The sequence below is a fragment of the Rhodococcoides fascians NBRC 12155 = LMG 3623 genome (genome assembly GCF_001894785.1).
Lineage (GTDB): Bacteria > Actinomycetota > Actinomycetes > Mycobacteriales > Mycobacteriaceae > Rhodococcoides > Rhodococcoides fascians.
In genome coordinates, this window is record NZ_BCWW01000010.1 from 138,734 (window position 1) to 152,448 (window position 13,715).

The 13,715-nt window shown below is 64.1% G+C and carries 9 protein-coding genes and 1 tRNA gene; 3 read left to right on the plus strand and 7 right to left on the minus strand.

Features of this window, described 5'->3' with window-relative positions:
* Positions 1-9 precede the first annotated feature (9 nt).
* The gene (locus tag RFA01S_RS20630; RefSeq protein ID WP_032368227.1) at positions 10-942 is read left to right on the plus strand and encodes an alpha/beta hydrolase; all 933 of its coding nucleotides are present in this window, start codon (positions 10-12) and stop codon (positions 940-942) included.
* Here RFA01S_RS20630 and RFA01S_RS20635 read toward each other — a convergent pair.
* Positions 936-5,117, minus strand: coding sequence for a bifunctional nitrate reductase/sulfite reductase flavoprotein subunit alpha (locus RFA01S_RS20635; RefSeq protein ID WP_052060568.1), 4,182 nt, complete (start codon positions 5,115-5,117; stop codon positions 936-938). The two genes, RFA01S_RS20630 and RFA01S_RS20635, sit on opposite strands and share 7 nt — an antisense overlap.
* 223 nt (positions 5,118-5,340) lie before the next feature.
* Here RFA01S_RS20635 and RFA01S_RS20640 point away from each other — a divergent pair, with 223 nt between their 5' ends.
* Complete coding sequence (locus RFA01S_RS20640) at positions 5,341-6,534, plus strand: L,D-transpeptidase (RefSeq protein WP_032370364.1); 1,194 nt, start codon at positions 5,341-5,343, stop codon at positions 6,532-6,534.
* Between the two features lie 10 nt (positions 6,535-6,544).
* On the opposite strand, the gene RFA01S_RS20645 is transcribed toward RFA01S_RS20640, so the two are convergent.
* The 3 genes from RFA01S_RS20645 to orn all read right to left on the minus strand — a co-directional run bounded on the left by RFA01S_RS20645 (position 6,545) and on the right by orn (position 8,381).
* Positions 6,545-7,285: a M23 family metallopeptidase gene (locus RFA01S_RS20645; protein ID WP_205912818.1), complete on the minus strand. Its 741-nt coding sequence runs from the start codon at positions 7,283-7,285 to the stop codon at positions 6,545-6,547.
* A gap of 330 nt (positions 7,286-7,615) precedes the next feature.
* Positions 7,616-7,691, minus strand: a tRNA-His gene (locus RFA01S_RS20650).
* 78 nt (positions 7,692-7,769) lie between these two features.
* Positions 7,770-8,381, minus strand: a complete 612-nt coding sequence (gene orn, locus RFA01S_RS20655) for an oligoribonuclease (RefSeq protein ID WP_027497616.1) — start codon at positions 8,379-8,381, stop codon at positions 7,770-7,772.
* Between the two features lie 93 nt (positions 8,382-8,474).
* Between orn and RFA01S_RS20660 the strand changes: the two genes are divergently transcribed.
* The gene (locus tag RFA01S_RS20660; RefSeq protein WP_032406856.1) at positions 8,475-10,199 is read left to right on the plus strand and encodes a helicase HerA-like domain-containing protein; all 1,725 of its coding nucleotides are present in this window, start codon (positions 8,475-8,477) and stop codon (positions 10,197-10,199) included.
* A gap of 48 nt (positions 10,200-10,247) precedes the next feature.
* Here RFA01S_RS20660 and cmrA read toward each other — a convergent pair whose 3' ends face one another.
* The 3 genes from cmrA to RFA01S_RS20675 are packed head-to-tail and all read right to left on the minus strand — an operon-like array spanning position 10,248 to position 13,644.
* Positions 10,248-11,051 (minus strand): mycolate reductase, encoded by an 804-nt coding sequence (gene cmrA / locus RFA01S_RS20665; RefSeq protein ID WP_032382720.1) that lies wholly within the window; start codon positions 11,049-11,051, stop codon positions 10,248-10,250.
* Between the two features lie 23 nt (positions 11,052-11,074).
* The gene (locus RFA01S_RS20670) at positions 11,075-13,120 is read right to left on the minus strand and encodes an NADPH-dependent 2,4-dienoyl-CoA reductase (RefSeq protein WP_032406775.1); all 2,046 of its coding nucleotides are present in this window, start codon (positions 13,118-13,120) and stop codon (positions 11,075-11,077) included.
* Positions 13,117-13,644 carry a PadR family transcriptional regulator gene (locus tag RFA01S_RS20675; protein WP_032406774.1) on the minus strand — a complete coding sequence of 176 codons (528 nt, stop codon included), beginning with the start codon at positions 13,642-13,644 and terminating at the stop codon, positions 13,117-13,119. The genes RFA01S_RS20670 and RFA01S_RS20675 overlap by 4 nt, the downstream gene beginning before the upstream one ends.
* Positions 13,645-13,715 lie beyond the last annotated feature (71 nt).

Consider the following 13,715-nt stretch of genomic DNA (forward strand, 5'->3'; position numbering starts at 1 on the left):
GGTTCGCCCATGAATTCGCAGCCGGGGGGCGCGGTCCCTGATCGTAAGGACATCACGTTCGACTCGAACGGCGTCGACTGTGCGGCGTGGCTGTACCTGCCCGACAGCACCGAGCCGGCCCCGGTGATCGTGGTGGCGCACGGTCTCGGCGGAACCCGGGGAATGCGACTCGACGCCTACGCAGAACGATTTCGCGCCGAGGGCTACGCGTGCCTGGTGTTCGACTATCGGTACTTCGGAGACAGTGGCGGGCGACCGCGACAATTGCTCGATATCGAGTCCCAGTTGCAGGACTGGGCGGCAGCGATCGCGTGCGCCCGGGGTCGGCAGGACGTGGACGGTTCGCGAATCGTGTTGTGGGGCTCGTCGTTCGGCGGTGGCCACGTCATCGTCGCGGCAGCACGGGATCAGCGTGTCGCCGCGGTGGTCGCGCAGTGTCCGTTCACCGACGGCATTGCCTCCGGGCTCGCTTCGAACACATGGACCTCGGTCAAACTGTCCGTGCGGGCTGTGTGCGATCTGCTGGGATCGGTGATCGGGCGGCCGCCGGTGATGGTGGCGACCGCCGGACGACCGGGGACTACCGCATTGATGACGTCACCCGACAGTTACGACGGGTACCTCGCGCTCGCTCCGGACTCCGACGAGTCGTTCCACAATCGGGTTGCCGCCCGCTTCGCGCTGCAGATCGTGCGCCATCGGCCCGGACGTCGAGCGAAGGACGTCCGCTGCCCGATACTCTTCGTCGTCTGCAACACGGATTCTGTGGCACCGGCGAAGGCCACCCTGCGATACGCCCGGACAGCCCCGCTCGGCGAGATCGAAACCTACGACGCAGGCCATTTCGACATCTATCTCGGTGCTGACTTCGAGCAGGTGGTCGCAGACCAAATCGCCTTCCTCCTGCGCACTGTCCCGCCGCTGGTGGCTGCGGATCAGTAGACGTCGCGCACGTACCGCTTCTCCGCAGCGAGAGCCTTGACGTACGCCTCGGCGCTGCTCGGGGCCAGTTTCCCGTGCTGTGCGACCACGCCTTTCAGGGCCGCATCCACGTCTTTGGCCATTCTCGACGCGTCGCCACAGACATAGAAGTGGGCACCTCGGTGAATCCAGTTCCACAGCTCGCTGCCGTGTTCACGCATGCGATCCTGCACGTAGACCTTGTCCTTCTGATCCCGGGAAAAGGCGACGTCGAGACGGTCGAGCGACCCGTCGCTCAGCATCGCGGTGAGTTCGTCGCGGTAGTAGAAGTCGGTGTCCGCGTGCTGTTCGCCGAAGAAGAGCCAGTTCGGGCCGGTGTGCCCGAGCGCGCGCCGCTCGTGCAGGAACGCCCGGAACGGTGCAATGCCGGTGCCGGGACCGACCATGATCATCGGCGTGGCGGGATCCTCGGGCGGTTTGAAATGGGTCGATTTCTGTACGAATATCCCGATGTCATGGTTGGCGGCATGGTCGGCCAGATACGTCGAGCACACCCCGCGTCGAGCGACACCGTGCACGTTGTATCGCACAGCCGAGACGGTCACCTGCACCTCCTCGGGATTCTCCTTCGGGCTCGACGAGATGGAATACAGACGCGGCTGCAACGGCTTGAGAACGCCGAGCCAATCGTCCACCGACGCGCGAACCGGATGTGCGGCAAGTACATCGATCGATTGCCGTCCCCACATCCAGTCGGCGAGCGTGTGTCTGTTGTCCGGATGCAACATGGCCTCGAGGTCGTCGTCCGCGGTACGCCGGTGTACGAACTTCAACAGATCCGGTGTGGCACGGGCGATCTCGAGGTGCCGACCCAACGCCGTACGGAGCGGCATTTCACCGTGCTCGGCCAGTTCGACGACGGCGTCACCGTCGAGTCCGGTGGCACTGAGCCACTCCTGCACGTACTGGTCACTGTTGCGAGGCCAGACCCCGAGTGCGTCACCCACCTCGTATTCGAGGGTGCCCGCGGGAAGGTGGAATCCGAGTTGACGGACGTCCTTGAGCGATCCGCGTGCGGTGAGCACTCGATTCCGAACGAGAGTGGTCACGAGGGGCGACTTCTTGCTGTACCGCGGTTCTACGTCAGCGGCCGCAGGCCGACGTGCGGGTGCCGCAGGCGCGGTCGCGGGGTCGGACGTTGGCGAGTCACCTGCCAGCAGCGCGCTCACCGAGTCGAGCCACTCGGCGGCCTCGTTCTCGTAGTCGGGCTCGAGGTCGACCCTGCCGAGTAGTCGCCGCGCACCGAGTTGCTCGAGGCGTTCGTCGATCTTGCGGCCGTGCCCGCAGAAGTCTGCGTAACTCGAGTCGCCGAACGCCAGCACGGCGTAACGGATTCCGTCCAGTGCAGGTACCGAATCGGTTGTCAGGCTCTCCCAGAAGGTTGCGCCGTTGTCGGGTGCTTCGCCGTCCCCGGTGGTACTGCTGACGATCAACACGTCGGCCTCGGCCGGTAGTCGGTCTGCGGTGAAGGAGTCCATGGAGTGTTCGGTGACGGCAGACCCAGCAGCTCGCAGATGAGAAACACTGGTCTGGGCGAACTCCTCGGCAGTTCCCGTCTGCGAGGCCCACAGCAGGAGCAGTGGTCTGCCCGCTGCCGACGAGGTGTCCCCGGCGGTTCCTTCGGTGCCCGGCGAGGGAGTGCGCGAGAACAGGCCTGCGAGAACACCGTCGAGCCACGCGTGCGTCTCGGGAGTCAGCGGGGTCCGTTCGGGCAACGTGGGGATTCCCGGCGCGGAGCGACCTGCGTCGGTCCGAAGCCCCTCAAGCAGGCCTGCCATGTAACTTTGCTCGATGACGGTGAAAGGTTCTGCGGGTCGGCTCGGGCGGCCGACCAACACGGCGAGAGCGTCGACCGGATCGTGCACGTCCTCGGACGTATCGGGCGAATCCAATTGAGCAGCAGATACTTTAGTCAGCGACACGGCGCAGGCCTTGAATTCGGGTTGCTGCGAGTAGGGATCGACGGCGTCATTGGTCACCGCGTTGATCGCCAGGGATTCACCGAACTCGTCGTTCCAGTGGAACGGTGCGAAGCAGCCGCCGGGCAAGACGCGATCGGTGACCACGGCGGGCAGTACCGCACGGCCTCGACGCGACGACAGTTCGACGGTATCGCCGTCGGACAGATCGAGCCGGCCCGCATCGTTCGGGTGTATTTCCACGAACGGGCCGGGGTTCAGTTTGTTCAGCTTCGCGACTTTGCCGGTCTTGGTCATGGTGTGCCACTGATGGGGGAGTCGCCCTGTGTTGAGCAGGAACGGATAGTCGTCGTCCGGCATTTCGGCCGGTGCCATGGCGGGTCGGGCGAGAAACTGCGCTCGACCGCTCGCGGTGGGGAACGACAGGGCAGGAATCGAGCCGTCCTCCGACACCCGCAGGGTTTGGCTCACTCCGTCGTTGAGGTACCGGATGGGGTGTCTGGTGGTAGTCGACCCGGGCGGGCACGGCCACTGCATCGAACCATCGCGGAGCCCGTCGTAGGTGACGCCGCGAATGTCGTAACCGGTGGCGGGGTTCGAGAACTGCTTGATCTCCTCGAAGATCTCTTCGGCACTGGAGTACGTGAACGACTCGGAATAGCCGAGAGCGCAGGCCATGTCGGCGATGATCTTCCAGTCGGGGAGTGCTCCGCCGGGTGCTTCGACAGCCGGCTGGAACAGCGTGAGGTTCCGCTCGGAGTTGACCATGACGCCATGGGCCTCGGTCCACAGCGCAGCGGGCAGCATGACATCGGCGTATCGGTTGGTCTCGGTGTCGGCGAAGGCGTCTTGGGTGATCACCAGTTCGGCACGTTCGAGACCGTCGATCACGGTTGTTCGATTGGCGACGGACGCAACAGGATTGGTGCAGATTATCCAGCAAGCTTTGATGTCGCCCGCAGCCAACTTCGAGAACATCTCGATGGTTCCACCGCCGACGTCGGTGCGCAGTGATCCGGGCGGGATTTTCCAGGCCTGCTCGACGAACGCGCGGTCGGTGTCGTTGGTGACCGCCCGTTGGCCCGGCAGTCCGGGGCCCATGTATCCCATTTCCCGGCCACCCATCGCGTTCGGCTGACCGGTCAACGAGAAGGGGCCGCTTCCGGTCCGGCAGATAGCACCCGTGGCCAGGTGGAGATTGCACAGTGCGTTGGTGTTCCAGGTGCCGTGGGTGGACTGATTGAGTCCCATCGTCCAACAGCTCATCCAGTTCTCTGCAGTCCCGATCATCTCCGCTGCGGCACGCAGATCTTCCTCGGCGAGACCAGTTGCAGCGCAGACCTTCTCGGGGGTGTAGTCGCGAAGAAACTCCGGCATCGCGTCCCAGCCGTCGGTGAACTGGGCGATGAAGTCAGGGTCTGTGTTTCCGCTGTCGACGATCAGAGCCAGCAGGCCGTTGAGCAGCGCCAGATCGGATCCCGGTTCGAGCATGAGGTGCAGGTGCGCCTTGTCGGCGGTGGCGGTGCGCCGCGGATCGACCACGATCAGTTTCGCACCGGCCTTGACCCGGTCCATCATTCGCAGAAACAGGATGGGGTGGCAGTCGGCCATATTGGAGCCGATGACGAGGAACACGTCGGCGTTGTCGAAGTCTTCGTACGACCCCGGCGGACCGTCGGCTCCGAGTGACTGCTTGTAGCCGGTCCCCGCGCTGGCCATGCACAATCGTGAGTTGGATTCGATCTGATTGGTACCGATGAACCCTTTGGCCAGTTTGTTCGACAGGTACTGAGCCTCGATCGACATCTGCCCTGATACGTACAGCGCAACGGAATCGGGTCCGTGTTCGTCGAGGATCGTGCGGAGCCTGCGGGCAGTATCGGTGATGGCCACCGAGGTGTCCGTACTCTCCGGCCGGTCACCGCGCCGGTGGCGAATCCGAGCCTTGTCGAGGCGGCCCGGCGCGGCAAGCATGTCTGCGGTGGTGCTTCCCTTGGTGCACAGTCGGCCGAAGTTCGCCGGGTGGGTCTTGTCGCCGACCGACTTGGTGACCGTGGGCCCGATCGGCAGCGTCGACCGGGAGCTCGACTGGGACTTCGCCGCCGACGGCCCACCGACCTCGAGCACCATGCCGCATCCCACGCCGCAGTATGCGCAGAGCGTCTTCACCGTGGTGACCATGGCTTCCACAGTGCCCGGTGCAGTGTGCGCGGCCATTACACATCGGTTAGCCGGATATGACGTTGTCCTCACCGGGCGTCGGACGAGGCGGTGATGTGCGTTCGCGGCACCGCTCTGTGTGGCAGGGAGGTAACACCAACTTTCTGCAGTGCGATTGGTACTCGAACGTTATTCGTCGAACGGGCTGTCGAGTGGAATGTGTGGATTCTGCGCTGGCAGAATCGTCCGGGTCGGGCTCGAAGTGGGAAGTGGTGTGTTCATGAGGGTGTCTCGAGGATTCGTTCTCGCCGCGGTGGGAGTTGTCGCTTCGGTGGCGGTGCTGTCCGGGTGCAGCTCGCAGACGGACATCTCCGAACCCTCCGTTCCGATCGATTCCAATCCGATGACCGAACTGATGAAACCGAAGCTGACCGCGAGCGTGCTCGACGGAGCAGTCGGATTCTCACCGGCGGACCCGGTGACCGTCTCGGTTGCCGACGGCAAGTTGTCCTCGGTCACCATGCTCAACCCCGATGGCGAGCCGGTATCGGGAGCCATTGCTCCGGACGGGCTGTCGTGGACCAACACCGAACCCCTCGGCTACAACCGCGAGTATCGAGTGCAGGCCGATGCGTACGGACTCGGAGGATCATCGAGCACGGTGTCGAGCTTCACCACCAGCCAGCCGGGCAATTTCACCAAGCCCTACGTTCTGCCGAACCCGGGCGACGTGGTGGGTATCGGGCAGCCCGTCGCGGTCCAGTTCGACGAGGCGATCACCGACAAGCTTGCTGCCCAGAATGCGATCACGGTCACCACGACGCCGGCCGTGGAAGGTGCGTTCTACTGGGTGAACAACAAAGAGGTTCGCTGGCGACCGCAGAACTACTGGGCACCGGGCACCAAGGTCGACGTGGCCGTCAACGTGTACGGGCGTGATCTCGGTGACGACATCTACGGCCAGGAGAATGCGACGACGTCGTTCACGATCGGCGACGCGGTCATTGCCACTGCGGACGACAACACCAAGCAGGTGACGTTCAACGTCAACGGCCAGGACGTCATCACGATGCCGACGTCGATGGGCAAGGACTCCACCCCGACGGACAACGGCGTCTACATCATCGGTGATCGATTCGAGCATCTCGTCATGGATTCGTCGACCTACGGTGTGCCGGTCAACTCGTCCACCGGGTACCGAACCCCGGTCGACTGGGCGACGCGTATGTCGTACAGCGGCATCTTCTTCCATTCCGCACCGTGGTCGGTTGGGCAGCAGGGCTACTCCAACGCCTCGCACGGGTGTCTGAACCTCAGTCCGACCAACGCCAAGTGGGTCTACGACAACACCAAGCGCGGTGACATCGTCGTGGTCAAGAACACCGTCGGTGGAACGTTGTCGGGCACCGATGGTCTCGGCGACTGGAACATTCCGTGGGACGAGTGGAAAGCGGGCAACGCCACCACTGTCTGATCGGTGTCGATCAGCTTCGATCGCGGGTTTGGTAGAGCGAAGGATCTATCCCGAGTGTCTTCAGGTACGCGACCGGTTCGATGCTCGAGCCGTTGTTGCGGACCTCGAAGTGCAGATGCGGTCCCGTCGAATTGCCGGTGCTGCCGACCGCCCCGAGGACATCTCCCGGTGCCACCTCGTCACCGACGGACACAGCGAGGCTGGACTGATGGCCGTAGTAGGTCTCGGTGTTTCCGCTCTTGACCCGAACGAGCTTGCCGTAGCCGTCGCCCGCGTCTCCGGCCTGAACTACGGTTCCGCCGGTCACCGCATGGATCGGGGTTCCGCTGTCGGCAGCCAGGTCCACACCCTGGTGGTACTGCGCGCCGTTGCCAGTCGGGTTGTTGCGTCCGCCGTAACCCGAAGTGATGCGATATTTGCCTGCGTCGATCGGGAGCACGGCACCGCCGAGCCCCACCGTGGGCGGCGCACTCGGAAGTTCGATCTCGGGTACATCCGCGGGAGTTGCGGTATCCGGCACCGACAGCACGTCGCCGTCGAGAACGATCGCCGCGACCTGGTTGATGAGCACACCGGTGGCGTCGAGCACCGCGGCGAGTATTGCGGCCCGCTGCTGCGCATCGGGCTGGGGGATCGGGATCTGAGGCAATTCGATCGTGGGTTGAGCGGTGGCCACCGCTGGGCTGAGCAAGCCGGTTGTGCCGATGCACAGTGCTGCCGACAAGATCGAACCCGCTATGACTCTGTGCATTCTGCGACCCACGAAAAAGCCTCCTCGTCTCTGCCCGCCGTGCACCCGTCGGATGGGTGCGAGCTGGGCGTCGAGCATGTTCGGTGACGCTTCGGGGCACGCTGAACTCACGTAGCAGAAAACACATGAATCACGTTGGTACTTTTCTTCCCCAAAAGTGCCATTGGTAACCGTACGTCACAGAAACCCCATAAGAAACTCGAAAAGTGAATTACAACAACGTAATTCGAGGTCAGGGTGGGTACGCACCGTCCGCTCGAACACCCTGGCGAAGGGTGGAGTGAATGCACGAAAAAGGCCGGTCTCGCGAGGAGACCGGCCTTCTTCGTTTGGGGTGAGCGACGGGACTCGAACCCGCGACATCCAGGATCACAACCTGGTGCTCTACCAGCTGAACTACGCCCACCATTGCACGCGTCCGCAGAACCGTTTCGGGCTCTCCATCAGCAGCGTCGACAATACTAGCGGGTTGAATCCGAGGTTGCTAATCCGCCCCCGATTGCGTGTCGAGTTCGGCAACAACTGCTGCGATGTCGCTGGTAGAGGGCCCCGGCGGAGCCACGAAGGCCGTCCGGCGGTAGTACTGCAACTCTTTGATCGACTCCTTGATGTCCGCGAGGGCGCGGTGCGCAAGGCCCTTGGCCGGCTGCCCGTAGTAGATCCGTGGGTACCACCGTCGAGAAAGTTCCTTGATCGAGCTGACGTCGATCATTCGGTAGTGGAGGTAGGTGTCGAGCGCGGTCATGTCGCGAGAGATGAATCCACGATCGGTCCCGATCGAGTTTCCCGCGAGCGGAACCGTTCCGGCCACCGGGACGTGCTCCTTGATGTACGCGAGCACGCGCTGCTCGGCTTCCTCCAGGCTCACCGTCGACGCGCGCACCTCGTCGGTCAAGCCCGACTTGGCATGCATGTCGGTGACGACGGCCGGCATGTTCGCCAACGCATCGTCGTCGGCGTGGATGACGATGTCGACACCCTCTCCGAGGATGTTGAGCTCACTGTCGGTCACCAACGCCGCGATTTCGATCAGCTTGTCCTTGCTCAGGTCCAAGCCGGTCATTTCACAGTCGATCCACACGAGTTTGTCCTGCACACGCTCCACCCTAGTGCGAGCTGTGATGCCACTAGGGTTTGCGGTGGCGATCGAGCCAATTCAGCATCAGCACAGTTCATGGAGGACGCGGACATGACAGTCGACCCGACGCAGCCGACGCCATCGCTCAGCCCGGCAGAGAAGGCGAAGGCTGCCAAGGCTGCCGCAGTGGAAGCCGCGCGGGTGGCTGCCGAATCCATGGCTGCAGCCGACGCGGCCGAAGCCGAGGCTCTCGCGGCGGAACGAGGGCAGGTATCGCCGGCGACCGGTAAGGCCGCGGAGATCGCTTCCGGATACACCTCTGCGGGTGCCGCTTTGGAGCTGGGAACCGTAGTACTCGACGGCGTCACCGAGCCTTCTGCCCGCATTCGAATCCCGTTGGCGACCTTGAACAGACACGGTCTCGTGGCCGGAGCCACCGGAACCGGTAAGACGAAGACGCTGCAGGGTATTGCCGAACAGCTTTCTGCAGCAGGCGTTCCCGTCGTCATGGCCGACGTCAAAGGCGACCTGTCGGGCCTGTCGAAGCCGGGCGAGGACAACGAGAAGATCCGCAGCCGAGCAACCGATACCGGGATTCCGGACTGGGCTCCGGCCGGACATCCGGTGGAGTTTCTCTCCCTCGGCACCGAGGGGATCGGGGTACCGGTCCGTGCCACCATCACTGCCTTCGGGCCGATTCTGCTCAGTAAAGTGTTGGGGCTGAACAATACTCAGGAATCCACCCTCGGCTTGATCTTTCACTGGGCCGACTCCCAGGGGCTCGCCCTGCTCGATCTCAAGGACCTGCGGTCGGTGATCATGCACCTGACGAGTGACGAGGGGAAGCCAGATCTCAAAGGCATCGGCGGGGTCTCGTCGGCGACCGCAGGGGTGATTCTGCGCGCACTGGTCAACCTCGAAGCAGACGGCGGCGACACCTTCTTCGGTGAGCCGGAACTCGAGACCGAGGACTTGCTGCGCGTCGGACCGGACGGCAGAGGGGTCATCACACTGTTCGAGCTCGGGGCGCAGGCGTCCCGCCCGGTGATGTTCTCCACCTTCCTGATGTGGGTGCTCGCGGACCTGTTCCAGACGCTTCCCGAAGTCGGTGATGTCGACAAGCCCAAACTGGTCTTCATCTTCGACGAGGCACACCTGCTGTTCGCCGATGCATCCAAGGCTTTTCTGCAGCAGGTGGAACAGACCGTCAAGCTCATTCGCTCGAAGGGCGTCGGCGTCTTCTTCTGCACGCAGCTGCCCACCGATGTTCCCAACGACGTGCTCTCACAGCTGGGTGCACGTATTCAGCATGCCCTGCGCGCCTTCACCCCCGACGACCAGAAGGCGTTGAACAAGACGGTGCGCACGTACCCCAAGACCGACGCGTACGACCTCGAAAAGGCGCTGACGTCGCTGGGGACCGGCGAAGCGATCGTGACGGTGCTCTCGGAGAAAGGTGCGCCGACACCTGTGGCGTGGACGAAGATTCGCCCGCCTCGCTCACTGATGGACACCATCGGCAACGACGCCATCGCGGCGGCCGCCTCGTCGAGCACTCTGTCTGCGAAGTACCGGGAGACCATCGACCGCGAGTCCGCCTACGAGCGGATGAACGCGCGGGTGGCGGATGTGCCCGCCCCGGCCGAGAAGTTCGACATCCCGCCCCTGCCTGCGGACCTGCCGGACCTACCTCCGAACGAGCCCGACGGGCCGTCCGCCGCGGAACGCATCATGGGCAACCCAGCGGTCAAGAGTTTCCTACGATCGGCTGCGTCAGCGGCCGGCCGCGAGATCTCGCGCAGCATCTTCGGAACCGGTCGACGTCGGCGGCGCTGAGCCTGCTCAGTCGGGAGTGGAGCCCGCAGAACGACCAGGATTCGGGTACTAGTTGCCCAGCTTCTTGTAGAAGCTGCCGATGATCGGTGCCGAAATGCTGCGCGGGCTGTACTGCCCGGCGACCGACATGCCCTTGCTCAGCAGACCCGGCACAACGCGCATCTTGTTCTTCGCCAGGCCGTCCAGTGACAGCTTCGCGGTGTAGGCGCTGTCGATCCACAGGAAGTCCGGGACCATCTTGTCGACGATCGACGCATCGGCCGGGTCGGGTGTCTCGGTGCGGACCGGGCCTGGAGCGAGCAGGGTGACGTTGACGCCGGTGCCCGCGAGCTCACCGCGCAGCGACTCCGAGAACGTGTTGACGAAGGCCTTCGTCGCGGCGTAGGTCGCGTTGTTGGGGATGGCCATGTTGCCCGCCGCAGAACCGGTGATGAGGATGCCGCCTGCTCCGCGACCGATCATGCCGGGCATGACCGCCAACGTGAGGTCGTGTACGGCAACGGCGTTGAGCTCCACCTGATCACGCTCGTACGCGGGATCGAGCCCGGCCACCGGTCCGAACGTCGCGATGCCTGCGTTGTTGCACAGGATCGAGATCTCACGCTCGGAGAGCTCGGTGACCAGCTCCTGGCGCTGCTCGCGGTTGGACAGATCCGACGCCCGCACCTCGACGGTGACGCCGTGCTCGGCGGTGAGCTTCGCGGCCAGCGCCTCGAGCAGTTCGCCGCGTCGGGCCACGACGATCAGCGAGTGACCACGGGTGGCGAGTTCGGTGGCCAGGGCTTCACCGATACCGGAGGAGGCTCCGGTGACGACGGCGCGGGCATCGGGGCTGGGCTTGGGCAGGCTCACGGTGAGACAGGCTAGCGGACAGATCAGATCGTGGCCGCGAGCCGGGTGCCCTGCTCTATCGCCCGTTTGGCGTCCAACTCTGCCGCCACGTCCGCACCGCCGATGATGTGCGTGGTGGTACCCGCTGCCTTCAGCTCGTCGACCAGATCCCGGACCGACTCCTGGCCCGCGCAGATCACGATGGTGTCGACCTCGAGCAAGCGTGGGCGTTCGTGCTTTTCGCCGAACGAGATGTGCAGGCCCGCATCGTCGATCTTCTCGTAGTTCACCCCCGAAAGCTGATGCACGCCTTTGGCTTTCAATGCTGCGCGGTGGACCCACCCGGTGGTCTTCGCGAGACCGGCCCCGATACGTCCCGGCTTGCGTTGCAGAAGGTAGACCTCCCGAGGAGATGCGGCCGGCACCGGGGTGGTCAACGCGCCCGGCGCGGCCTCGGGCTCGGTGACTCCCCACTCCTGCTTCCATTCCTTCAGGTCCAGCGTGGGGGAGGCGTCGGTGGTGAGGAACTCGGAGATGTCGATGCCGATACCGCCGGCACCGATGACCGCGACCCGATCGCCGACGGCCCTACCGTCGCGTACCAGTTCCGCGTACGAGAGCACGGACGGGTGATCGATACCTGGGATCTGCGGCATCCGGGGAGTGACACCGGTGGCCAGGACCACCTCGTCGAATTCGCCCGCGGCGAGTTCTGCGGCGATGACCCGAGTATCGAGGTGTACCGCAACATCCGCGTCGCGCAGAGCGGTGGAGAAGTAGCGAATGGTCTCGGCGAACTCTTCCTTGCCGGGAATCAGACGGGCGATACCGAATTGGCCGCCGATCTCGCTCCTGGCCTCGAACAGGCTGACGGCGTGTCCGCGTTGCGCAAGGGTGAGCGCCGCAGACAGTCCGGCGGGCCCGGCCCCGACGACTGCCACCTTCTTGGTCTTCTTCGTCGGCAACAACTGCAGGTCGATTTCACGGCCCGCACGGGGATTGACCAGGCACGAGACCTTCTTGTGTACGAAGGCGTGGTCGAGGCAGGCCTGGTTGCAGGCGATGCAGGTATTGATTCGATCCGCGGAATCGGTGGCAGCTTTCTCGACCCAGAACGGATCGGCGAGCATCGGCCTGGCCATGGCGATCAGCTGCGCGTCGCCGCGGGCGAGGATGTTCTCGGCGATCTCGGGCATGTTGATGCGGTTGGACGCGGCGACGGGGATGCTCACGTATTTTTCGAGCTTGCCGGTGATGTCGGCGAACGCCGCCCTGGGGACGGAGGTGACGATGGTCGGCACCCGCGATTCGTGCCAGCCGATGTCGGTGTTGATGATGTTCGCGCCTGCGGCCTCGACGTCCTCGGCGAGCGCGACGATGTCGTTCCAGCTCTGGCCCTCCTCGACGAGGTCGGCCATCGACAGCCGGAACACGATGAGAAAGTCGGATCCTACGGCGGCACGGATCTGCCGCACGATCTCGACTGCCATTCGGCGACGGTTCTCCGCGGAACCACCCCATTCGTCGCGTCGCTTGTTGGTGCGCTCGGAGAGGAACTGGTTGATGAAGTAGCCTTCGCCGCCCATGATTTCGACGCCGTCGTAGCCGGCGCTCTGTGCGAGTCGGGCGCACCGCACGAAGTTTCTGATCTGCCAGCGAACACCCCTCGAGGTCAATCGCCTGGGCCGAAAAGGATTGATGGGAGCCTTGATCGACGATGCCGACACACTCAGCGGCTGGTAGGAATAGCGTCCGGCATGGAGGATCTGGAGCGCGATCTTGCCGCCTTCGCGGTGCACGGCAGTGGTGATCCGGCGGTGCCGACGGGCCTCGATGCGGTTGGTCAGCTTGGCCCCGAACGGCAACAGCCACCCGGTGCGATTGGGGGCGTAACCCCCGGTGATGATGAGTGCGACTCCGCCGCGGGCCCGCTCGGCGAAGTAGGCCGCCAGGCGGCCGGTGTCGCGGGCGCGATCTTCGAGGCCGGTGTGAATCGATCCCATGATCACGCGGTTCTTCAGCGTGGTTGCGCCGACGTCCAACGGCGACAACAGAATCGGGTACGGACCAGTGGTCTGCTCGGTCTTCACAGCTTCTCCAATACCTCGGTGCACCATTCGGTGAATCCTTCTTCGACACGAATCCCGCCGCGGAGCACCAGGTATTGATGCAGCGCGGTACCGGTCAGGGCAGCGGGGGTCGGAAAGTCCTGCTTCTCGATCAGTCGATACACGTCGAGACGGGTGGCATGTACGTCGCGGTGGCGGGCGACTTCGACTTTCAACGCTTCGATGTCACCGTTGGCCGCTCCGCGAATCTTGACTGCGAGTTCTTCGCGAAGCTGCGAGGGATCGGTCGGCGCAGCAATCCACCGATCGAGTTCGGCTCGGCCCGCAGCGCTGACCGAATAGACCTTCTTGTCGGGTCGGCCGTCCTGCGCGACTGCCTCGCCGGTGATCCAGCCCGCTCCATCCATCCGCGTCAGAGTGCGGTAGATCTGCTGGTGAGTTGCACTCCAGAAGAAGCCGATGGACTTGTCGAACCGTCGGGCGAGCTCGTACCCCGAGCCGCTCAGCTCGGCGAGGGAGACCAGAATCGCGTGTTCCAAAGCCACATCCGAGAGTATATATGCAACGAGGTGACTATGCAACTAGGTGCACCCTAACGTGGGCCCGTCGCGGGCTA

Coding starts and splice junctions, on each gene's coding strand:
- RFA01S_RS20635 (WP_052060568.1), bottom strand. CDS start 5,117: ATGGCCGCGCACACTGCACCGGGCACTGTGGAAGCCATGGTCACCACG.
- RFA01S_RS20645 (WP_205912818.1), bottom strand. CDS start 7,285: ATGCACAGAGTCATAGCGGGTTCGATCTTGTCGGCAGCACTGTGCATC.
- RFA01S_RS20630 (WP_032368227.1), top strand. CDS start 10: ATGAATTCGCAGCCGGGGGGCGCGGTCCCTGATCGTAAGGACATCACG.
- RFA01S_RS20640 (WP_032370364.1), top strand. CDS start 5,341: ATGAGGGTGTCTCGAGGATTCGTTCTCGCCGCGGTGGGAGTTGTCGCT.
- RFA01S_RS20660 (WP_032406856.1), top strand. CDS start 8,475: ATGACAGTCGACCCGACGCAGCCGACGCCATCGCTCAGCCCGGCAGAG.